Genomic DNA, 21,740 nt, shown 5'->3' on the forward strand with positions numbered 1-21,740 from the left:
AATTCACAAACACCACAATATCACCTCTCAGTTAACTAAGCATCTTGTATAAAGGGATGTTAATTTACAAGGTTAACCTTGGCTGAATAAACTCAATAAATGCCGAGATCCGCCTAGCCACTATTGACGACTTATAATACACAGCATTAATTTGTTCACGTTCTGTTGCGATGATTTTTTCATTCATGAGCATTGGCACTAATCGCCCTGCGACGAGGTCATTTTTGATCATAAATCCCGATAAACATGCGATACCATTACCCGCTAATACCAGTTGGCGCAGGGTTTCGCCATTGCTGGTGCTGATCGTTGGAGTAATCGCATCGCAGCCCTTTAGTGGCCATTGATTCAGCACTTTAGGTTCGGTAAAACCAAGCAAATCATGATTGGCTAAATCGGCTACCTTTTGCGGTACTCCACGACGTGCTAAATAGTCTGCCGAGGCAACGATATGTAACGCGCTGTGACCTAATGGCCGCGCGTACAAGCTTGAATCTGCTAATTTTCCAATACGAATTGCCACATCGGTGCGTTTTTCTAATAAATCGACATAACCTTCATTAGAGGTCAGCACAAGTTCGATATCTGGATAGGTTGCGCGAAAATTTTGTACTAACGGCACTAACTGATGGAACACAAATGGGCTGGCAGCATCGACGCGCAAACGCCCTTGCGGTAGTTCACCACGGCGAACCAAATCATCCTCAGCTTGCTGCAACTGCAATAAACCGCAACGAACAGACTCAACAAATTGCCGCCCTTCATCGGTTAATTCAATCCGCCGCGTGGTGCGATTTAATATGGTCACCCCAAGTTGTTGCTCAATTTTACTCACTGCACGAGACACCCGCGCAACTTGAATATTGAGTGAGTCTGCCGCAGCAGAAAACCCGCCACTGTCGACCACAGTTAATAAAATATCTAAGTCATCAGATCGCGTCAACATGGCTACCCCATTCATGAACCTCAAGGGTTATCCCGATTGGAGGTTATTAGTATCAATTACTGTTATTTATTACAAAAGTCATTTGCTAAAGATACTGTTTTTGGCAACAAAAATCTAATCAATAATAGCCGCTATTAACAGACAAGCAATTTAACTGATGACTCAAAGAGGACTACACCATGCCGTTAGCTTTACTTGCACTGACGCTTAGCGCCTTTGCCATAGGAACAACAGAATTTGTCATTGTGGGATTGCTACCCACGATGGCGCAAGACCTTAACGTGTCTTTACCCTCCGCCGGGTTACTCGTTAGCCTATATGCTCTTGGTGTTGCGATAGGTGCACCGGTACTAACGGCATTAACAGGAAAATGGAATCGCAAACATGTATTGCTGTCAGTAATGGTACTGTTTGTGGCTGGTAACCTACTAGCTTGGCAAGCGCCCGGTTACGAAACCTTAATCGCCGCACGTATTATCACAGGGCTAGCCCACGGAGTGTTTTTCTCTATTGGCTCAACTATTGCCACAGGGTTAGTGCCAAAAGAGAAAGCCGCCAGTGCAATTGCCATTATGTTTACCGGATTAACCGTCGCCTTGGTGACAGGAGTTCCTTTGGGCACTTACATTGGCCAAACCTTTGGCTGGCAAGCTACTTTCTTAACTGTCGCAATCCTTGGGTTTGTGGCCTTGATTGGCAGTAGCTTGCTGGTACCGAGTAATTTAAGCCAGCCACCAGCGGCAAAATTATCATCGCAATTAAAAGTACTGACTCAACCAAGGTTATTACTGGTCTATGCCATTACTGCGCTAGGTTATGGCGGCACATTCACGGCCTTTACTTTTTTAGCCCCCATTTTAGAGCAAGTGTCTGGTTTTGAAGCTCAATCTATTGGCCTAATCATGTTGGTATACGGGATATCGGTTGCCATTGGTAATATTTGGGGCGGAAAAATGGCCGATAAAATGGGCCCAATTAAAGCGTTAAGCATTATTTTCAGCGGTCTTGCGACCATATTAGTGGTATTTAACTTTACTGCGGTTAACCCTATTGCTGCTGTGATCACTATTTTAATCTGGGGCACTTTTGCATTTGGTAATGTACCCGGGCTACAAGTTTACGTGGTGTCACTTGCGCAGAAGTACACCCCCGATGCTGTTGATGTGGCTTCAGGATTAAATATTGCCGCTTTTAATGTCGGAATTGCTCTTGGATCTTGGGGAGGTGGGCTAATTGTTGCTAAGGCAGGACTAATGCATACCCCTTGGGTTGGTGCTGTGATTGTGGTTATAGCGCTAGGATTAACACGTTTCAGTGGCTTTCTGGACAAGAAAACTAACGTTAGCAAGAATGTTCAAATGAGTGTTCAAGCGAATAGTTAAAGGAATAGGAATTAGGAATAGTTAAGCGAGTTGTTTAGCAACGACATCAACGTCGATATTCAATATCACAATTATGCTGATTAGATTGATTAACGCCAATGTGAGCTCGTATCTGCGACCTCGCATTGGTCGTTACTGTGTTCTCATCAGATGCTACAAACCCCAGTCAGCGTTAGGTAAATGCTCCACAAACCAGTCAAAAGCGCGACCTTGATGATCTTTATGCCAGGCAAGATACAAACTCTGATTTGGCCTTGGAATTGAACATTTTTTTTCAATTAATTCACCACTGTCAAAGTAGCATTGCACCATATGCTTAGGTAAAAAGCCAATCCCGAGCCCTTGCAATTGGGCAGCTATCTTGGTTTCCATGGTGTTCACTTTAATCACCTGCTTACTTTTAAACAGGCCACTGCTGCGTGTCGGCAAAAATTGTGCGGTATCAGCAACCACCACTGAAGCGTATTCAGTGAGCTTGTCAGCTTCTAACACGCCATCAACAAACGCCAATGGATGATGCGGTGCTACTGCAAATACAAATTCAATTTCACCGATTTTATGGGTTTGAAATACGCCTCGAGGCAACTCCCCAGATGCGCCAATGACAATATCGGCACGGCGACTGTGTAATGCATCCCAGCCTCCGCCGACGGCTTCGACATCGATACTAATGTCGACTGAATGATCTAATTGGTTAAATTGCTCAATCAACTGAAACAGTGGCGCTTGAGGAATGACAGTATCGCGCGACAGCCGAATTTCGGTTTCCCAACCTGACTCTAACTGCTGCACTGAATCAATCAACCGATTGGTGGCGAGTAAGATTTGCCGTCCTTGTTCCAGCACAATTTTGCCTGCGGGCGTCAGCTGGGCTTTTTGTTTTGTTCGGTCAAATAATGCCGTGCCCATATCATCTTCAAGTTTTTTGATGGTATAGGTCAATGCTGACGGAACCCGATACAGTGACGCGGCCGCAGCAGCAAAACTGCCTTTACGCTCTATGGCGTCTAGCGCCCGTAATGCATCAATCGTAATGGCATGGTGCATGGCTAACTCCATATTCAATTATTTTGAACTATGAGCTCAGTTTATTCCGATTTTTTATTCAATCAAGTCTCAATATACTCATTATCAATCAGTGAGACCTACTCACAGCAGTATTTATATTATGTTTAAATTTATTGAGGATAACTATCATGAAAGCACTAATCAAAAATATCACTCGCTCTACCGCTGGTTTCAGTACCTTGGCATTACGTGTACCAGTTGGGATTATTTTTATGGCTCACGGTGCACAAAAATTGTTTGGTTGGTTTGGCGGTTATGGTTTAGAAGGCACAGGACAATGGATGGCATCGATTGGCATGGAACCAGGCGTATTAATGGCGTTTATGGCTGGCAGTGCAGAGCTTTTCGGTGGCTTGTTCATTCTATTAGGCTTACTGACTCGTCCAGCTGCGGTGGTGTTAGCGTTCACTATGGTCATCGCCATTGCTAGCGTACACATCAGTAACGGTTTATTTATGGCAAATAACGGTTATGAATTTGCGTTAGCACTGTTGGCTATCACAGTGTCACTGGCAATATCGGGTTCAGGCAGAGTTGGGATAGATAACGTCATTGCCGCGAAATTAGCTAAGTAAGCCGAGCTTATATTCTGTATTTAGATCACGCTTTAGGAGCACATTATGATTACATTACGACTTGCAAGTGAACGCGGTAAAGCTAATTTTGGCTGGTTAGACAGTAAGCACAGCTTTTCATTTGGTAGTTATTACGATCCAGAGCACATGGGCTTTTCAGCGCTACGCGTCATCAATGATGACAGCGTCACTCCAGGTGCAGGATTTGCTACTCATGGTCACCGTGACATGGAAATTATCAGCTACGTACTTGAAGGCTCTATCGCCCATAAAGACAGCGAAGGCAATGTTGAAGTATTACCCGCTGGGGAATTTCAATTGATGTCAGCGGGTAGCGGTATTAGTCACAGTGAATACAATGCATCAAAAACTGAATCACTGAAGTTTTTGCAAATTTGGATCCAGCCAAATACCTTAGGTAACACGCCTGGATACCAACAAAAAAACTTTGGTCAAGCAGTAGGACTAACGACGATAGCTACGCCAACGGGTGACAAAGGTACCTTGCAAATCAAGCAAAATGCGACATTGTCACAACTGATTCTGGCACCTAACTCCGAAATAACCTATCAGGTTACTGTTGGACGCAAAGTATACGTGCATCAGGTGGCTGGACAGCTAAGTATTGATGAGCAAAATCTGAGTGCAGGAGACGGTGCTAAACTCACCGACATCACCACAGTGACCTTGGTTAATCCAGCGGACACTCAGTCAACAGCACTGATTTTTGATTTGCCCTAGATCAGCCTAGTTAATGATTAAGCCTGTGATAGTGTTGTTCACAGGTTTAATCAATTTATATCAATCCATTATCCATTGGCAGCTGTGATATTTTTAGCCATTGTTGGCAGCGAACAAGGTGATACTCTTAACTGACTAGCGGTCCATAAACACACTGCTGTTATCAGTATCATGCCGACTTGGATGCCGATGACGCCATGATAACCACCTTGCCATAATGCTAATATTTGCTCAGAAAACAACAACCAATCTGACACAACAGTGATGACTAATATGCCACTGGTGAGTAACAGCAACTGACTGATATGACGCTTAATATCACTCACTTTTAGACTGTACAACATGACGGCCAACAGTGACGTTACAAAACAACCCACCAGCCATTCCCCTCGCCCTATTAAGGCTGTGGGTAATAGTCGTTCACACAAAAAACCAACTGCTGTCGCCACAATAATGCCACCACAGCCGCCAATCGTCATGGCAGTTACGATAGCAATACTGCGCGGAGAAGACTGGCGCTGAGCACTGCGTTTATTAATCCATAGCATATTGCCTGTCACAATCATGGCACTGATAGCTAGCGCCAAAATAAAGTACAAAATACGGATATCTAAGCCTGCAAAGTTACTAAAATGCAATGTCACTAATACATCTCTACCTTGACGGAACACATTGTAATTATCGGCATTAACCTTATCCATCACAGTGCCGTCCTGAACCCGATAGGTCACTTCATCTCGTTGGGCAAAATTAACCGTGTCGGTTCCACGTACTTGTACCAGAGCGTTATCGGCGCCGTAATGGTGGAAAATAATATTCCGTAATTCAAAATTCGCTTGCTGTGTAGTGTGTTCAATTAAGGTAAACGCATTGCTCATATCCAGTGGCATTTCACTGCGAGGTTCGCTGCTACGGTTAAAACCGGCATCATTAAACAAAGCTTGTCGATCGCCCTGATAAATAAACACCACAAAAGCCAGCTGAAACACTATGGCCAAGTTAAGGATCAAGCCACTCAACGCATACATCAAAGTAAAAGGTAGTGTCATCACCCCAACAACAGTATGAAGATCAAGTAATTTATCCCGGCGTTGTTTATCGACACGATACAAAAAGAAATGTTTCAGTAATTTACGCGCATGGATAAAAATACCCGAGACTAACGCAAATAGAAAAATCAGCGTCACCACACCAATTAAATAACTGCCGCCAGGCAGATCAAGGTTGTAATGCAGGCGGTAAATAAATTGTGATAAATAAAAGTCATCCTTATCAGCCACAGTTTCACCGCTTTTAGGATCAACCAGTATCGCCATTGACTGAGATGCTGATTGTGGATCGTCTCTCACTTTGTCAAAGTAAAAAATATAATAAGGTACTAGCTGGGTCGGCATATTAATCCGAAAACGGCCAGTTTGATCCATTGGGTATTCAGCCCTTTTTTGCTCGACAAGTTTTGCTAAAGGAATATCAACTTGAGTAGGATCAATTGGATGATGCGGGGTGACGGCCCATTGAGTAATCTCATCGTGAAATAAGGTTACGGCTCCAGCCCAAAAAACCAAAAATAATAACGGTGAAATAATTAGTCCAAGCCAGCTATGGGCTTCGATAAGATTTTTAATGACCTTGTGCTTAACGGGATAATCAGACTTCATTGAGGTATTCATGACTTAAGTTTGAGAAAAAAATAACAACGCATTGATAAGGCTACTGGCCATAAGCCATTTTACACATACGACACTGGCCGCCTTTGCGCTATTGCGGCTATAACAAAATGTCATCACCCCAACCCACACACAAAAACCCAGCATTAGCCCCACAAATAGTTTTACATCAACAGCAGCCGGCAATATCCGAAAGACGATGAGCATTAAACTGATGGCCAGTACTAATCCCCATAAAAATGCAGCAACAGATTTAGGCCACATGGTTATTTAACCCCAATAAGGAGGATACTGACAAACAATGCAAAGCCTAGCGAACTGACCCAGATGCTTCGACCTTTATAGTGCGAGGCCACCAGCACCAGCAATATCCACATGGTCATCATGCAAATCAGCACCACTAAACTGGCAACTAATACACTGTATGTATGACTAAATCCCCACACAGAAAATAACACCGCTAAACAGCACAAGCTCCAAGCTAATAATTTAGGGAAAGGCAAACTAATGAGCTGCTGTTTGTCAGATGCCAAATAGGCAAACAAACAACCAAGCCATAAAGAAGATACACTGACAAGTTCCATTTGATACAATCCCAAGCCGATTAACGCAAATGATAATGATTTGCATTAATTATCCTAAATGTACTCGGTTATTACAAGTAGAATGTCAATCAGGCTTAACAATAACTCTGGATCGGCAATCTAAAAGCGCTTTATCCACTTAGCGATATCATTGCCACAATGGTATATCCAGGTGAAAGGCAGAGTTACTAAGAGAATTACCGCCTTGAAACAAGCCACCTTAGAGGTAATCACATGGTTACTACCTTATATAACCATGGAACAAGTCAGTCATAGGCAAATGAAGGCTGCATAATATATAAAGGAGTCAGTCAGAAAATAGGGGGGGTTAAGACCGCACGTCCACTCGCTCATCAATCTTGTTGTACCTGTCACATTTGTCATAGAACGCTATGATTAACGCAACATAGAGTAAACCTAAAAAACGGTTAACTAACATAAAATTAACTATAATATTTTTTTTACCGTACTCAATGTTACTTATCAGCACAGTGCTGTATTATTTTATTCTAATGCAATACAAGATCCGTCATTATCAATGCTGGACAAAGGGCTATCCCTTGCTTAGGATTAATATTTGACCAATCACAATAATAATACAAAGTCGAACAGGGAATGTTAAATGAGATATTCCCTTCTCTAATATCATTTTTTATTTAAAATAAGGCAATGTTATATGCTAAAGCGCATCGTTTACGGCGTATGTGGCGCAGCTATTGTTGGATTAGGTATATTCAGTATATATGCTTGGCACCCAGCAATTGATCCCGTCGAACCTACTCAAACAGATTACTCTCCACACGTTATAGAACAAGGTAAAGTCTTAGCCGCAGCAGGCTATTGCAGTACTTGTCATACACCACCTGGTGGCACCGCCTATGCTGGTAACTATGAAATGCATACTGACTTTGGCACCATTTACTCAAGTAACATCACTCCTGATGCCGAAACAGGCATTGGTAGCTGGTCGCAAGCCGCTTTTGCTCGAGCCATGCGCACTGGTGTGAGCCGCGATGGACATCATTTATTGCCTGCGTTCCCTTATGAACACTTTAATAAAATGACCGACGATGACATAAACGCGATTTACGCGTACATCATGACGTCAGTTCCGGCAGTTAACCAAGCCAAAAAAGACAACGGTATTCCATTTCCACTCAACATCCGCTGGTTTCAAGCTGGTTGGAAACTGCTGTTTGCTGACACCCAACCTTTTGAGATCAACAGCCAGCAATCTGCAGAATGGAACCGTGGGGCTTACTTAGCTGAAGGTATTGCTCACTGTGGTGCATGTCATACACCACGTAATGCGTTGGGCGGCGAAAAATATGCACAAATGTATCAAGGGGCTGCCATTGATGGCTGGATAGCACCATCATTAACATCAACGAGTACTTCACCTCTGCCATGGCGCGCGCAAGACTTTTACGAATATCTTACTACTGGTAACTCGCCTTACCATGGTAGTGCGGCAGGCCCAATGGCGCCGGTTATGCACAAAGGTCTGTCAGCTCTACCTGACAGTGACATAGAAGCCATTAGTGGATACTTTGCTGAGATTTCCGGTACCAATAATACCGACGAGCCTGACTCAAGTAGCACCTTACAGGCAGCAATAGCGGCACAAGATCAACAACCAGATCAGCGGATTGATCAAGGTGCACGTTTATATGCGACGGCTTGCCAAGCATGCCACTACAACAGCGAGCAATTAGTGAAAGGGCGACCATTGATTACTATTGGCTCAGCAACACATCTTAATGATCCAAGCAACCTAATTAACGTAATACTGGATGGCGTACGCAGCGACCAAGGGATTAGCGGCGTTGTAATGCCAGGATTCCGCGATGCACTTAACGATGATGATATTACCGCAATAGCAGCCTATTTGCGTCAAGCAGCTGGGGAAAACACCTGGCCAAAACTACAACAAAAAGTGGGCGAGATCCGCAATCAACCCCGATTTGAGCACTAATTCACTGGAGAAGTGACAATGGCAAAATTTATTTTAAACGGCAAACCGATGACTGCCGACGTAGAGAGTGATACTCCTCTACTGTGGGTTATTCGTGATGAACTGGATATGACAGGCACCAAATTTGGCTGTGGTATTGGTACCTGTGGTGCCTGTACCGTCCATGTTGGCGGCCGAGCGACACGTTCGTGTATAACCCCGATATCGTCAGTTGAAGGAGCTGAAATCACCACGATTGAAGGACTTTCTGAAAAGGGCGATCATCCATTACAAATTTCTTGGCAAAAACTGCAAGTACCACAGTGTGGTTACTGCCAGTCGGGCCAAATTATGCAAGCTGCAGCACTACTAAAAGACATTCCAGAGCCTTCAGACAAAGACATTGACGCTGTGATGGGCGGAAACTTATGTCGTTGTATGACCTACGTTCGTATTCGTAGCGCCATTCATGAAGCAGCAAACGCAATCAAGGAGAGCAACGATGAGCAGACTGCCTAAACGTGGATCGGCTGGGATAACCCGCCGCGGTTTTTTAATTGCCATGACAGCGGTTGGTGTCAGCTTTGGTTTTCCTCGCCATTTAATGGCGGCAATGGATCCGGCTAGCCCTGACGGTAAAGTATTACCAAGTGAAGGCGACATTTACGAACCGTCTTTATGGTACTCAATCGATACCGCCGGCAAAATTAAAGTCAACATTATGCGCTCAGAAATGGGCCAACATGTCGGTACTGCTATTGCTCGTATTCTTGCTGATGAACTAGAAGCTTCATGGGATGATATTGAAATTATCCATGTCGACAGTGATCCACGCTGGGGTTACATGGTTACGGGTGGCAGCTGGTCTATTTCGCAAAGTTGGCCTGTATACCGTCAAGCAGGTGCTGCTGGTCGTACAGCGTTAATTGAAGCTGCGGCTAAAAAATGGGGCATCGCTGCAAAAGACTGTAAAGCCAGTAACGGTAAAATTATCTCAACTAAAGGCGAGCTATCTTACGGTGAATTAGTCACTATGGGCTTAACACGTCAGTTTACTGAAGAAGAACTGAAAACCCTGCCGCTGAAACCTAATGCCGATCTTAAACTTGTTGGTCAACAGGTAACGTCTCTTGATATCGCCAACAAGACCAATGGTAAAACCATATTTGGTATCGATGCGAAAGTTGATGGCATGGTGTACGCCAACCCTATTCTGCCTCCTACACGTTATGGCTCTAAAGTCGTTAAGTTTGATGACTCTGCAGCAAAAGCAGTAAAGGGTTACCAACAAACTATCGTACTAGATGATGCCAGTGGCAGTGTGCCAGGATGGTTAATGGTTATCGCCAGCAGCTTCAATGCGGCCCAAAAAGCCTCAAAGCTGGTAAAGGTTACATGGGATGCGGGTAAAACGGCCAAAGTGTCTGAAGCAGACATAATTGCTCATGGTCAAAAATTACTTGGCGATCAAACCAAAGGCAGTATTTTAGACACGGGCAATGCTGACACTGAGCCAGCATTTGCCAGTGCCAAAAGCACCATTGCAGAAGAATACATCACCAGCACGGTATTACATGCGCAAATGGAACCGCTTAACGCCTTGGTATTTAAAAACCAAGACGGTATATGGGAAGTGCATTCAGGTTGTCAGTGGCAATCACTTACCCTCCCCGTATTAGCAACAGCATTAGGTGAAGAAGAAGCTAACATTGTTATTCGTAGCTACATGTTAGGCGGTGGCTTTGGCCGCAGACTTAACGGCGACTACACCATTCCAGCGGCATTGACCTCTAAAGCATTAGGCGGTAAACCGGTTAAAATGGTGATGATGCGTCCACAAGACATGTTATTTGATAGCGCACGTTCTGCATCAGTTCAACAGCTAAAAATGGCATTTGATGACAAAAAAGCGGTTACCGCAATGGAACATCACGCCACAGCAGGTTGGCCAACTCAAGTATTAGCCCCAGGATTTATGCCTAAAGGCACCAATGGTGAACCGTATGATCCGTTCTCGATTGCCGGCGCAGACCATTGGTACACTGTTGGAGCTCAAAAAGTACGTGCGGTATCCAATGATCTTGCGATTGCGACCTTCAGACCAGGTTGGTTACGTTCAGTTGGACCAGGTTGGACAGGTTGGGCTGTTGAAAGCTTTATGGATGAAGCGGCACATCACGCGGGTAAAGATCCATTGCAGTTCCGCCTAGACATGCTTATTGCCGAAGGCCGAAATGCTGGTAGCACACCCGTTGCTGAAGGTGGCGCGGCTCGCCAAGCCGCAGTACTTAAGAAAGCTGCTGAGATGATTGGTTGGGGTACTCCACAAGCCAAAGATACAGCGCTTGGAATTGCATCAACCTTTGGCCAAGAGCGTGACATGCCAACATGGGTATCGTGTGCAGTACAAGTTCATGTCGACAAAAGCAACGGTATTGTCAATGTTCAGAAACTGTATATCGCTATCGATGCTGGTATTATTGTTGACCCTAATGGCGCTGAAGCGCAGTGTCAGGGCGCGGCATTATGGGGATTATCGATGGCCTTGTATGAAGGTACTGAACTGCTTAATGGTCAGTATAAAGACTCAAACTTCGATACTTATACCCCGCTGCGTTTAGGTCAAACTCCAGACGTTAAAATCGAGTTTATCCCGAGCAAAATGCCACCCTCTGGATTAGGTGAACCGGCGGTAACTCCTGTTGCGCCAGCGATTGCCAATGCAATCTACCAGGCAGTTGGGGTGCGTTTACGTAAAATCCCGATGAAGCCTAGCGACGTGAAAAGCGCGTTAACTAAAGCATAATTTATCTGCACTAATAGCCCAGTCTTTATCATAATGACTGGGCTTTTTTATACCCACTTAACCTCATCATTGCCATTGCTTGAATAGACAGTGAAGCCAATTTCAGTATAGAACTGATTAAAAAAAATACATTGAAACTATTGAAAAAACTAAAAAAATAATCGGATTACCTGCACAATTTCATGCTGCATACATGGCTAATTTGACGTTACTTATACACAAAAAAAACCGCACTATTTACTAATGCGGTTTTTTAGATAATGTAAGTAACAATGGCTAAACCTTAGTCTCCTGCCATTTTTTGCAAAAACTCAAGTCGCTGCATTTCTTGCTCATCGGGTTGCCATGGCTCATCAGATAACGACTCAACGGCAAAGTCACCTAGCTCATAGGCAGGTTCCTCACTATGGCCGTACTGAGTTAATTCACCGGGCACAGCTGGACGACGCTCCAATACAAATGTGCTTAGAACATAAGGGCCTTTATATTGTGCTAACACTTCTTTATAGGCTTTAAGATCCAACACCACTGAGCCTTGTGTCAGCTTGTCTGAGCCAGTTAGCAAGGCAATCGGCTGCTTATCTGCTGTATATAAATTGGCACGTAAGCGATAATAGCCCGCTAGCTCGACATCCACTTTAACCGGGATCAACATATCACTGCCTTCAGCACGAATATCCCCGACTCCAGTTATGGTTGCAGTAGGATGACTATATTCTATACCGGTTTTTAGCGTTTGCTTTTTGCCCTTAGCACTAAAGGTTACACTGATCTCTATTGGGCCATCCCAATCCTCTTCGGCATCGAGAGTTATCGCCCATTCTCCATCACTCCCTAGCATGGTTTTAGCCACTAATGCCTCTGTTCCACCTGCAAGCTCGCTGCGTAACGATACACTTGCACCATTAACCACTAATCCCTTTACTTCAAGCTTTACCACCACAGGTTCTGGAAAACTAAAGCGGTATTGTGGTAACACGATACTGGCGCTGGCGCCATCTTGTAACAAAACCGCTTGTGGGATATAAGCATTAGGGTTAAGCAAGGTACTGTCATTAGCTGACAGTGGTATCGAATAAGCGGGCAAAGTCAGGTCACTAGCATAAGCCTGAGCCATAAGCTGAAAGCTGTCGCTGATCGATTCAGGCAGCTTTTCAACTACGGTTATCTGCTTTGGCTTCATCGAGGGCACCTTGGACTGAACAGACACAAGATCAACCGGCGCTACAGCAACCGCCAGAGACGGCTTAAGTGTCGGCTCTGCGGTATAGCGGTATATCCCATACCCTACCGCTACAACAAGTAGGGTAATGGTTATAGCGAGTTTTTTATATTTCATATACGCTTAGTTAGCTGCTTGATATACCAGTGCTGACATACTGGTTTTATTCGAATTACTCACCAATCTATAACGCGAACTAAATATCCACCAGCCACGTTTTTCATCATAGGTGCTGAATTGTAAGTTATCGCCATTGAGATAATTGGCACGACTATTAGCAGAAGTCACTTCATCTTTAGCGCTATTTAAAATGGTATCGCCATGGCTATACCCTTTACTCATTAACATCGGATAGTGATAAGGCATAAATCCACTTGGGCCATTTGTTGAAGTGAGCTTGCCATCAAATGCCACGCTGCGTGAGCAACTGTTGTAACTGCCAACTGATGCAGCACCGCAACTCGAGTGACTGGCAACAACACCATCATCTTCGCCGGGTAAAAATGCCCCCGTGACACCGAGAAAGTCAGAACCTGCACCAGCAAAACGCAAACGTGGAACTCGACTGTCAGGAAACGCGGCCAATTGACGTGCAGTATTTACACGTAAGTCATTCAATACCCCAATATTGGATGACGACGGCAGCTCACCTAACCATAGTGATACTGCAAGTTTTAATGTGCTATCCAGTAAACCTGAGCCACTGGCAACATTCGCGGCTAAATCTGCCAGCTCAACACCACCGCCGGCACCAGAAAAATCAAATGTGGCGACGATATTAAGCGGTTTTAAACCGGCATTTTGTAACCATAACGCTTGGTTATCAATAATATAGCGCATCACTAAATCACCAGTAGAATGGGTGACAAATACACAACCACTGTCACATGTCCCTGAACGCGATAATTGCTGTAGTTTAGGCCATACATATTGGCTGGTAATTTTATTGGCAATGCGCTCTTGCGAGGGCCAATCAATACGTTCGTCTGCGCGATCACGCCAATACTGTGCCCAATATTGGCCACCATTTTCGCTTACCTTCTCCCCAGTCGGTTTGCTTTGTAAGTTATCGGGTTGAAAGCCGTGCACTAACACCACAGGGTATCCCCCCACAGATGCTTGTGCTGCACCAGTTAATAAACCCGCTAATAATAAAAATAGAGATTTTTTCATCGCAATATCCTTATATTTTCCGCTACATCAGCCTGCGCCGTGTGCGTGTTTTTTTATATTTTTGTTACCGAATTGATGCATTTCACTCCAGCACCAACATCAACATAGAGCAGAAATAAAACAATGCAACTCTTAAAAATCAAGATTTTTACACCAAAAACACCCGAGTGTTTGAATCAAAACAATCGATAAGTGGTCGATATCGAGAGCAGATCTTACCAATAGGCGATAACAAGGATTTAACAATGGCAGTAAGCACTAACACATATGTTTTAAGCTTTTACTCCAATATTAGATAAAAACTTAGTTCACCTGTTTGAGATGCTCAAGAATCAAAGTATGTGCAAAAAATTTACTGATATTTACGCTGACTCAGATCAAAACATAATAGATAAGCTGCACTCTTATCCCGAATGCTGGTTATCTATAAGCAGTGTTAGACATAAAAAAGCCCTATAGACTTGTATCCATAGGGCTTTACAGACTGTCTGCCAAAGACAAACCGCCAGATTATTTTGCTCACTTCATCTTATGAGATTGGTTACGCTTTTTTAGCCGCTATGGCGGCTTGTACTTGATTAATGGCAGTGCCGCCTAATACATCACGCTTTTCTAAACACGCTTCAATCGTAAGGTTTGGATACACATCATCGCTAATCACTTTAGCAAATTGTTGCAACTCTGCCACGCTTAAGTCTTCAATCGGCTTTTGCTCACCAATGGCAAATACCACCACCTCACCGACGACATGATGTGCTTCTCGAAATGGCATGCCTTTAGCCACAAGGTAGTCGGCTAGTTCAGTGGCATTAGCATAACCTTGCTGCGCCGCGACCAAAGCTTGCGGGCGGTTAACGGTTAAGCCCGACAACACTAATGCAGCCATGTCTAGGCAAATAGCCCAGCTGTCGACCACATCAAACAAGCCTTCTTTGTCTTCTTGCATGTCTTTGTTGTAAGCCAAAGGTAAGGCTTTCATGGTAGTGAGAATCCCCATTAAACTGCCATAAACACGGCCGGTTTTACCACGAATAAGCTCTAATGCATCTGGGTTTTTCTTTTGTGGCATTAATGATGAGCCAGAGGTAACTTGATCGCTTAACGAGATAAAATTAGCTTCACCAGAATTGAAGAAAATTAAGTCTTCGGCCATCCGGCTTAAATGCATCATGCTGATAGACGCCGTGCTACATAATTCAACCACGTGATCGCGATCTGACACACTGTCTAAACTGTTTAATGTCGGGCGGGCAAAGTTCAATGCTGCTGCGAGTGCGTGACGGTCAATAGGATACGCGGTACCAGCAAGTGCGCCTGAACCTAATGGACATGAATCGGCACGCCCCAATGCATCTTGCAGACGGCTAATATCACGCTCGAACATTTCGACATAGGCCAACGCCCAGTGGCCAAAAGTGACCGGTTGTGCGCGCTGTAAATGGGTATAACCAGGCATTACTGCATCGACTTCACGCTCTGCAAGGGCAATTAATTCTGCGTGTAATGTGCCTAAACGCGCTAGCAGCGCTGCACCTTCTTTTTTACACCACAGTTTTAAATCGGTAGCGACTTGGTCATTACGTGAACGGCCTGTATGGAGTTTTTTACCTAAATCACCGACTTTGGCAATCAGCTTTTGTTCAACAAAACTGTGAATATCTTCTGCGCCATTGCTGATGATAGCTTGGGGATCATTACCCACTTCCACCAGCAATTCATTGAGGGCCGCTTTTAAATCAGTACATTCTTGAGCAGTAATAATGCCTACGCTGGCAATAGCATCAGCCCATGCGATTGATCCAACAACGTCTTGTTCAAATAAGCGATAATCAACCGGCAGTGAGTCATTAAATAACTTGAAAAGTGCACTGGTTTCACCTTGAAATCTTCCGCCCCATAACGCCATGTCGGTATCCTCTGTATTAAAAACTGTGTTAAGAACTGGGTGTTCAATAATATAGCTGTAAATCATATTCTCTTTCTTGTAATGACTCTGCCATTAGCCCAAAAGTCATTATAAGAAAGGCGCTTTGCAGCGCCTTTATATGGTTGCCGTATTGGTTATTTAGTATTGAGTGCGCGAATACGGCTAGCTAAAGAATACAAACGAATAAAGCCTTCAGCGTGTTTTTGATCGTATACGTCATCTTCACCAAAGGTAGCGAAAGCTTCTGAATACAAGCTGTTTGGCGAACGCTTTTTAACTGCTGTTGCTTGGCCTTTATACAGCTTAATCACTACATCACCGTTAACTGACTCCGCTAATGATTCAGATGCTGCGATAAGTGACTTACATAAAGGCGTAAACCAACGACCGTCGTACACTAGGTGCGACATTTGGGCTGCAATCTGCTCGCGCCAGGTACGGCTGGTTTTATCTAATACCAATTCTTCAATGGCACGCAAACCAGCAAACATCACTGTGCCACCAGGGGTTTCATAACAACCACGTGACTTCATGCCCACTAAACGGTTTTCAGTAATGTCGATACGACCAACACCGTGCTTAGCAGCAATATCATTTAACGTCATTAATGCTGCATATGGTGATAATGCCTCGTCATTGACATGGGTAACACGACCATTTTTAATCGCTAACGACACATATTCTGCTTCATTTGGTGCATCTTCTGGCGCGACTGTTAGCGTCCATACACCTTTTGATGGCTCGTTCCACGGATCTTCTAACTCACCGCCTTCATGTGAAATATGCCATGCGTTGGCATCACGGCTATAAATTTTGGTCGCTGAGGCGCTGGTTTTAATGCCGCGCTCAGCAAGGTAAGCCAACAAGTCTTCACGGCTACGCATTTCCCACTCACGCCATGGCGCGATGACTTTTAAGTCTGGGGCTAATGCGGCAAAACAACCTTCAAAACGCACTTGGTCGTTACCTTTACCTGTGCAGCCGTGGCATACCGCATCGGCGCCGACTTTACGGGCCACTTCAACTTGCGCTTTAGCAATAATCGGCCGCGCCATTGAAGTACCTAATAAGTAAGTGCCTTCGTAAATAGCGCCCGTGGCGATAGTTGGGTAAATATAATCGGCAACAAACTCTTCTTTTAGATCAACAATATGGCACTCAGAAGCACCAGAGGCTAATGCCTTTTCGGTTAAGCCAACGAGCTCTTCTTCGCCTTGGCCTACATCGGCACAGAATGCGATGATTTCGCAGTTATCATAGGTTTCTTTTAACCACGGGATAATGGCTGAAGTATCTAAACCACCTGAATATGCCAATACCACTTTTTTAACGCCGGTTTTTTTCACTGCACTAGACATGTTTAATTCCTAGAATCGATTACGTATATGTTCAATTTAAATAACGCCAGAGGCATTATTGTCTTAATCTTTTGAATAACTTAAATAATGTGCCTAACTTAATAAGGTCACTAATACTGCATTTTGCGCATGCATGCGATTTTCTGCTTGATGTAAAATCAACGAACCTTGACCATCCATTACCTCGTCGGTTACTTCTACGCCACGATGTGCTGGTAAGCAATGCATAAAGAATTTAGCACCAGCTTGAGCCATTAGCTCACTGTTAACTTGGTACGGTGCAAAACGGGCTTTTATGTCAGCAAGCGGAGTGTCATCGCCCATAGAAATCCACGTATCGGTATAAACAGCATCATGACCTTCTATAGCATTAATGTCAGCACTCAACGTTAACTTACCACCATTTTTTTGCGCTAACGCTTGTGCTTCGGTGACCACTAATGCATCAGGGAATGCACCTTCAGGGCATATCACTGTCATGGTCATACCTAAAATCGCCGCACCATAAATAAGTGAGTGGGTGACGTTATTACCATCGCCAACATAAGCTAATTTTGCTTGGCTTACATCATCAAACTGCTCGGATAAGGTTAAAAAATCGGCCAGAGCCTGGCAAGGATGATATAAGTCAGACAATGCATTAATCACTGGTACTGTGCCATGCAGCGCGAGCTGTTCGATAGTCGTATGCGAGTAAGTTCTCGCGACAATGGCATCAGCCCAACATGAAATATTAGTTGCAAAGTCTGCCACGGTTTCACGTTGACCTAAGGCGCCATTTTGTTGGTCTAAGTATAAGCAGTGACCACCTAATTTATTAATGCCAATGTCAAAGCTGACTCGGGTGCGCAGTGATGGCTTTTCAAATAACATCACCACACTTTTTCCATCTAAGGCACGACGGTACTCAGCTGGGTTGTGCTTAATTTTTTTAGCCAATTCAATGATGGCTAATAGCTGAGATTGAGTTAACTCTTTTATCGACAATAGGTGCTGCATATACGACTACTCCATTAAGGTTGTATTTGAGTCCCGACGGACCCACCTTTGACTAAGGTTTTTAATTGTTCCGCGTCGCGCCACGAAGCCACTTGCACAGGTTTCCCCATCCACTGAGCAACTTCTAGTGCCGCTTCCACTTTCACTTTCATGCCTTTTTCAATCACCCCTTGGGCGACTAAGTGTTCAATTTCGCTTTTATTTAAGCTATGAATTAATTGGCCTTTACCGTCTAATACACCCGATACATCTGACAATAGCACTAGGGTGCCATTTACTAATTTAGCAAGTGCCGTTGCGGCTTGGTCAGCATTCACATTTAACATCTCGCCTTGGCTAGAAATGGCAATAGAACTGCAAATTGGCATCCAACCTTGGCTTAAAATAAAGTTTAAATAGGTAGCATCTTTTGGCTCAACTTCGCCCACCAGCCCTAAACGTTCATCTTTAATTTTAGCCGTAACGACATTGCCGTCTCCTAGGCTCATGCCGATACTGACAATGCCAGCTTTAGCGGCTGCGGCTTGTAGAATTTTATTAGACGAGCCAGCGAGTGCACCTACCACGATTGCAATTTGATCGGCAGGCGTAACGCGTAAACCGTCTAATTTAATAGTTTCTTTACCATTTGCAGTCAGTTGCTCATCAACTAAACACCCACCACCGTGTACCAATATCACTTGTTGACCCGCGGCAATCATTTCAGCAGCGGTATCCATTAAGCGCGCCATACCCATTTCGCATTGCAGTAAAGCACCACCGACTTTAAGCACTAACACTGATTTTGTAGTCATTATTATTATTCCTTAATCCGCTTACACATCGAAATGGATTTTAATACACTGAAGCCCTTGGCTGGCAGCGCCTTTCATTAAATTATCAATCGCACTGGCGACCACTAAATAACCACTTTTAGCATCATATTTCCAACCTAAATGACAATTGGCTGTATTGACTACATCATCGACTTTAGGAAACTGGTTGTGCTTAACCGTTACGATTGGGGCGTTATCGTAGACGCTGTAAGCCTTGATCACATCCGCTTCGGTAGTGCCCGGCTTTAGCTGTACGGTTATCGTCGCTAAAATGCCGCGCTTAAAGTTACCTAAATGCGGCGTGAAGATCACTTCTTGACCCAAGTGTGTGGCAATTTCAGGCTGATGTCTGTGGCCTAACACGCCGTATGGCGTTAAGCTGACTTCACAAAAATTAGTATGCAGTTGCGCTTTACGTCCCGCTCCCGTGACACCACTAACCGCATTAATCACTGGGTACATTTCAGTTAAAAATGGTTTAAGCGGTTTTAGTGCAGTAAGTGATGCCGTAGGATAACAACCAGGTACCGCAATCATTCTGGTTTGTTTAATTTGTTCGCTATTCCACTCAGCTAAGCCATACACTGCCTGAGCTAACACATCAGGATGAGTATGCTCAAAGCCATACCATTTAGGGTACTGCGCCACATCAGCAAAACGATAAGCACCACTTAAATCGAATACAGCCAAACCCTGCTGGTAAAACCATGCCGCAAGCTCTAGGCTCACTGAATGCTCAGTCGCTAATACTACTGCATCAGCTTCGGCTACAATTCGTTTTTTAGCATCATCAGATAATGGCGATAGTGTATAAGCCATGTGGCTATATACCGGGTATAGATCAGCTAATTTACGACCTTTATCTAAACTATTTTCTGATACATACAAACCTTGAACGCTTAGATTAGTGTCTGCATTAATTAACGAGGTGATTTGTGCACCTGTGTAGCCACTGGCGCCAATAATTGCGATGCTTTTCATAAGTTTGGTTTCTTTTTGATAATGAGAGAAAGTGTCAGCATAGCCTATTTAGACGGGAGCCGCCTAATTTAGAACTATCGTCGCAGGAAGTTAGCGATGATTATTGATATAGTGGATTTAGCAGCGAGAATGCACATATTTATTTTCATTTCTAATGTTCAATTTATGGTGTCGGTTAATGCTGTTTGCTAGACTACCACACAACATTAATTATGCAATATATGTGAATAAGTATTTTACATATTATTTTTAGGATAACCCATGAGCACACTCCCAAATCTAAAAAGTTGTTTTACACAGCTGATTGCAGCGCCATCAGTCAGTGCACTCGAAGCTGAACATGATATGAGTAACCATGCAGTTATCAACTTGTTGCAAAACTGGTTTAGCGAGCTTGGTTTTGAATGTGAAACCCCTACAGTAGAAGATTCGCGTAATAAGCAAAATCTTATTGCCCGAATAGGTTCAGGTAGCGGCGGATTATTATTAGCAGGCCATACCGATACCGTGCCATTTGATGAAGGCCGCTGGAGCCAAAGCCCATTTGAGATGGTTGAAAAAAATAATCGTTGGTACGGCTTAGGTACTTGCGACATGAAAGGCTTTTTTGCGCTAGTACTTGAAGCATTAAAAGACATGCCACTCGATCAATTTAAGCGACCTTTGACTATTTTTGCCAGCGCTGACGAAGAAACCACTATGAGTGGCGCCAAGGCATTTGCTGACTCAGCAGTTATCGCGCCAGATTATGCAGTTATCGGTGAGCCCACCAGCTTGAAACCTGTCTACATGCATAAGGGGCATTTAGCCCAAGGGATCCGCGTCATTGGTCGCAGTGGCCATTCATCTGATCCAGCACGCGGCCTCAATGCCATTGAAGTGATGCACAAAGTCATTAGCAAACTAATGCTACTCAAACAGCATTTAAGTGAAAATTACCGCGAAGATGCGTTTACCGTGCCTTATCCTACGATGAACTTTGGCCATATTCATGGTGGTGACGCTGCTAACCGCATTTGTGGTTGCTGCGACTTGCATTTAGATATTCGCCCATTACCGGGTATGGAGCTAGCTGATCTGGAATTAATGGTATTAAACTACTTATCTGACATCAGTAAAGAGTATCCTGGCAGTATTAGCGTCAGTACTTTGTATCCAGGGGCTGAATCGTTTGCAGGAAAAGCAGATAACCCGTGGACCAAATTAGTGGCACAATTATCAGGTAATGAAGCTGAAGTGGTCAACTATTCTACTGAGGCACCATACATCAATAAACTCGGTTGCCAAACCTTAGTATTGGGCCCAGGAAGTATTAACCAAGCCCACCAGCCAGACGAATTTATTGGCTTAGAATACCTCACACCTACGGTTGAATTGATCAAAAAAATGATTTATCACGCTTGTATCAAGTAATCGGCGCAGTTAGGTTTTTTAACGATATAAATGTAACATTTTTACGAAATAAAATTACGAAACACACTGCCCGTGTATTGACCGATATTGATACGCTGGGTATTGTGATGTAAGAGATATTGGAAAAAT

The 21,740-nt window shown here is 44.0% G+C and carries 19 protein-coding genes; 7 read left to right on the forward strand and 12 right to left on the reverse strand.

Annotation, left to right across the window (positions count from 1 at the left end; all coding sequences use genetic code 11):
- Positions 1 to 64: 64 nt before the first annotated feature.
- Positions 65 to 946, reverse strand: a complete 882-nt coding sequence (locus H5185_RS05670; RefSeq protein WP_182722993.1) for a LysR family transcriptional regulator — start codon at positions 944 to 946, stop codon at positions 65 to 67.
- 179 nt (positions 947 to 1,125) lie between these two features.
- Between H5185_RS05670 and H5185_RS05675 the strand changes: the two genes are divergently transcribed.
- On the forward strand, positions 1,126 to 2,328 hold the full coding sequence (locus H5185_RS05675; protein ID WP_182722992.1) for an MFS transporter: 1,203 nt from the start codon (positions 1,126 to 1,128) through the stop codon (positions 2,326 to 2,328).
- A 153-nt stretch (positions 2,329 to 2,481) separates the two neighbouring features.
- Here H5185_RS05675 and H5185_RS05680 read toward each other — a convergent pair whose 3' ends face one another.
- Positions 2,482 to 3,375: a LysR substrate-binding domain-containing protein gene (locus tag H5185_RS05680; RefSeq protein ID WP_182722991.1), complete on the reverse strand. Its 894-nt coding sequence runs from the start codon at positions 3,373 to 3,375 to the stop codon at positions 2,482 to 2,484.
- A gap of 149 nt (positions 3,376 to 3,524) precedes the next feature.
- On the opposite strand from H5185_RS05680, the gene H5185_RS05685 reads away from it, so the two are divergent.
- Together H5185_RS05685 and H5185_RS05690 are read left to right on the forward strand one after the other, a co-directional pair.
- On the forward strand, positions 3,525 to 3,971 hold the full coding sequence (locus H5185_RS05685) for a DoxX family protein (RefSeq protein WP_182722990.1): 447 nt from the start codon (positions 3,525 to 3,527) through the stop codon (positions 3,969 to 3,971).
- 45 nt (positions 3,972 to 4,016) lie between these two features.
- Positions 4,017 to 4,712, forward strand: coding sequence for a pirin family protein (locus H5185_RS05690; protein WP_124018216.1), 696 nt, complete (start codon positions 4,017 to 4,019; stop codon positions 4,710 to 4,712).
- A 68-nt stretch (positions 4,713 to 4,780) separates the two neighbouring features.
- On the opposite strand, the gene H5185_RS05695 is transcribed toward H5185_RS05690, so the two are convergent.
- Genes H5185_RS05695 through H5185_RS05705 form a run of 3 tightly spaced genes read right to left on the reverse strand, consistent with a single transcriptional unit; the run spans position 4,781 to position 6,963 of the window.
- Positions 4,781 to 6,370, reverse strand: coding sequence for a PepSY domain-containing protein (locus H5185_RS05695; protein ID WP_182722989.1), 1,590 nt, complete (start codon positions 6,368 to 6,370; stop codon positions 4,781 to 4,783).
- Positions 6,371 to 6,385: 15 nt separating this feature from the next.
- Positions 6,386 to 6,643 (reverse strand): hypothetical protein, encoded by a 258-nt coding sequence (locus H5185_RS05700; RefSeq protein ID WP_182722988.1) that lies wholly within the window; start codon positions 6,641 to 6,643, stop codon positions 6,386 to 6,388.
- A 2-nt stretch (positions 6,644 to 6,645) separates the two neighbouring features.
- Positions 6,646 to 6,963, reverse strand: coding sequence for a hypothetical protein (locus H5185_RS05705; protein WP_124018213.1), 318 nt, complete (start codon positions 6,961 to 6,963; stop codon positions 6,646 to 6,648).
- Between the two features lie 676 nt (positions 6,964 to 7,639).
- Between H5185_RS05705 and H5185_RS05710 the strand changes: the two genes are divergently transcribed.
- From H5185_RS05710 to H5185_RS05720, 3 genes are read left to right on the forward strand one after another with little or no spacing between them, the layout of a single operon-like run.
- Positions 7,640 to 8,938: a cytochrome c gene (locus tag H5185_RS05710; RefSeq protein ID WP_182722987.1), complete on the forward strand. Its 1,299-nt coding sequence runs from the start codon at positions 7,640 to 7,642 to the stop codon at positions 8,936 to 8,938.
- A gap of 18 nt (positions 8,939 to 8,956) precedes the next feature.
- Positions 8,957 to 9,436: a (2Fe-2S)-binding protein gene (locus H5185_RS05715; protein ID WP_101084828.1), complete on the forward strand. Its 480-nt coding sequence runs from the start codon at positions 8,957 to 8,959 to the stop codon at positions 9,434 to 9,436.
- Positions 9,420 to 11,723, forward strand: coding sequence for a xanthine dehydrogenase family protein molybdopterin-binding subunit (locus H5185_RS05720; RefSeq protein WP_182722986.1), 2,304 nt, complete (start codon positions 9,420 to 9,422; stop codon positions 11,721 to 11,723). The genes H5185_RS05715 and H5185_RS05720 overlap by 17 nt, the downstream gene beginning before the upstream one ends.
- A gap of 283 nt (positions 11,724 to 12,006) precedes the next feature.
- On the opposite strand, the gene H5185_RS05725 is transcribed toward H5185_RS05720, so the two are convergent.
- The 7 genes from H5185_RS05725 to argC all read right to left on the reverse strand — a co-directional run bounded on the left by H5185_RS05725 (position 12,007) and on the right by argC (position 20,198).
- On the reverse strand, positions 12,007 to 13,062 hold the full coding sequence (locus H5185_RS05725; protein WP_182722985.1) for a hypothetical protein: 1,056 nt from the start codon (positions 13,060 to 13,062) through the stop codon (positions 12,007 to 12,009).
- Between the two features lie 6 nt (positions 13,063 to 13,068).
- Positions 13,069 to 14,118, reverse strand: a complete 1,050-nt coding sequence (locus H5185_RS05730) for a hypothetical protein (protein ID WP_182722984.1) — start codon at positions 14,116 to 14,118, stop codon at positions 13,069 to 13,071.
- Between the two features lie 541 nt (positions 14,119 to 14,659).
- Positions 14,660 to 16,024: an argininosuccinate lyase gene (gene argH / locus H5185_RS05735; RefSeq protein WP_124018206.1), complete on the reverse strand. Its 1,365-nt coding sequence runs from the start codon at positions 16,022 to 16,024 to the stop codon at positions 14,660 to 14,662.
- 155 nt (positions 16,025 to 16,179) lie between these two features.
- Complete coding sequence (locus H5185_RS05740) at positions 16,180 to 17,403, reverse strand: argininosuccinate synthase (RefSeq protein ID WP_124018205.1); 1,224 nt, start codon at positions 17,401 to 17,403, stop codon at positions 16,180 to 16,182.
- A gap of 93 nt (positions 17,404 to 17,496) precedes the next feature.
- Positions 17,497 to 18,402 (reverse strand): ornithine carbamoyltransferase, encoded by a 906-nt coding sequence (locus H5185_RS05745; RefSeq protein ID WP_124018204.1) that lies wholly within the window; start codon positions 18,400 to 18,402, stop codon positions 17,497 to 17,499.
- Positions 18,403 to 18,416: 14 nt separating this feature from the next.
- The gene (gene argB / locus H5185_RS05750; protein WP_182723122.1) at positions 18,417 to 19,199 is read right to left on the reverse strand and encodes an acetylglutamate kinase; all 783 of its coding nucleotides are present in this window, start codon (positions 19,197 to 19,199) and stop codon (positions 18,417 to 18,419) included.
- Between the two features lie 18 nt (positions 19,200 to 19,217).
- Positions 19,218 to 20,198 carry an N-acetyl-gamma-glutamyl-phosphate reductase gene (gene argC / locus H5185_RS05755; RefSeq protein WP_182722983.1) on the reverse strand — a complete coding sequence of 327 codons (981 nt, stop codon included), beginning with the start codon at positions 20,196 to 20,198 and terminating at the stop codon, positions 19,218 to 19,220.
- A 261-nt stretch (positions 20,199 to 20,459) separates the two neighbouring features.
- Between argC and argE the strand changes: the two genes are divergently transcribed.
- Positions 20,460 to 21,611 carry an acetylornithine deacetylase gene (gene argE, locus H5185_RS05760; protein WP_182722982.1) on the forward strand — a complete coding sequence of 384 codons (1,152 nt, stop codon included), beginning with the start codon at positions 20,460 to 20,462 and terminating at the stop codon, positions 21,609 to 21,611.
- Positions 21,612 to 21,740 lie beyond the last annotated feature (129 nt).

It is taken from the genome of Shewanella sp. SG44-6, from assembly GCF_014164185.1.
Classification (GTDB): domain Bacteria; phylum Pseudomonadota; class Gammaproteobacteria; order Enterobacterales; family Shewanellaceae; genus Shewanella; species Shewanella vesiculosa.

Bases quoted from the DNA above. Each gene is read 5' to 3' on its own strand.
- H5185_RS05670 (WP_182722993.1), bottom strand. From the start codon at position 946: ATGTTGACGCGATCTGATGACTTAGATATTTTATTAACTGTGGTCGAC.
- H5185_RS05675 (WP_182722992.1), top strand. From the start codon at position 1,126: ATGCCGTTAGCTTTACTTGCACTGACGCTTAGCGCCTTTGCCATAGGA.
- H5185_RS05680 (WP_182722991.1), bottom strand. From the start codon at position 3,375: ATGCACCATGCCATTACGATTGATGCATTACGGGCGCTAGACGCCATA.
- H5185_RS05685 (WP_182722990.1), top strand. From the start codon at position 3,525: ATGAAAGCACTAATCAAAAATATCACTCGCTCTACCGCTGGTTTCAGT.
- H5185_RS05690 (WP_124018216.1), top strand. From the start codon at position 4,017: ATGATTACATTACGACTTGCAAGTGAACGCGGTAAAGCTAATTTTGGC.
- H5185_RS05695 (WP_182722989.1), bottom strand. From the start codon at position 6,370: ATGAAGTCTGATTATCCCGTTAAGCACAAGGTCATTAAAAATCTTATC.
- H5185_RS05700 (WP_182722988.1), bottom strand. From the start codon at position 6,643: ATGTGGCCTAAATCTGTTGCTGCATTTTTATGGGGATTAGTACTGGCC.
- H5185_RS05705 (WP_124018213.1), bottom strand. From the start codon at position 6,963: ATGGAACTTGTCAGTGTATCTTCTTTATGGCTTGGTTGTTTGTTTGCC.
- H5185_RS05710 (WP_182722987.1), top strand. From the start codon at position 7,640: ATGCTAAAGCGCATCGTTTACGGCGTATGTGGCGCAGCTATTGTTGGA.
- H5185_RS05715 (WP_101084828.1), top strand. From the start codon at position 8,957: ATGGCAAAATTTATTTTAAACGGCAAACCGATGACTGCCGACGTAGAG.
- H5185_RS05720 (WP_182722986.1), top strand. From the start codon at position 9,420: ATGAGCAGACTGCCTAAACGTGGATCGGCTGGGATAACCCGCCGCGGT.
- H5185_RS05725 (WP_182722985.1), bottom strand. From the start codon at position 13,062: ATGAAATATAAAAAACTCGCTATAACCATTACCCTACTTGTTGTAGCG.
- H5185_RS05730 (WP_182722984.1), bottom strand. From the start codon at position 14,118: ATGAAAAAATCTCTATTTTTATTATTAGCGGGTTTATTAACTGGTGCA.
- argH (WP_124018206.1), bottom strand. From the start codon at position 16,024: ATGGCGTTATGGGGCGGAAGATTTCAAGGTGAAACCAGTGCACTTTTC.
- H5185_RS05740 (WP_124018205.1), bottom strand. From the start codon at position 17,403: ATGTCTAGTGCAGTGAAAAAAACCGGCGTTAAAAAAGTGGTATTGGCA.
- H5185_RS05745 (WP_124018204.1), bottom strand. From the start codon at position 18,402: ATGCAGCACCTATTGTCGATAAAAGAGTTAACTCAATCTCAGCTATTA.
- argC (WP_182722983.1), bottom strand. From the start codon at position 20,198: ATGAAAAGCATCGCAATTATTGGCGCCAGTGGCTACACAGGTGCACAA.
- argE (WP_182722982.1), top strand. From the start codon at position 20,460: ATGAGCACACTCCCAAATCTAAAAAGTTGTTTTACACAGCTGATTGCA.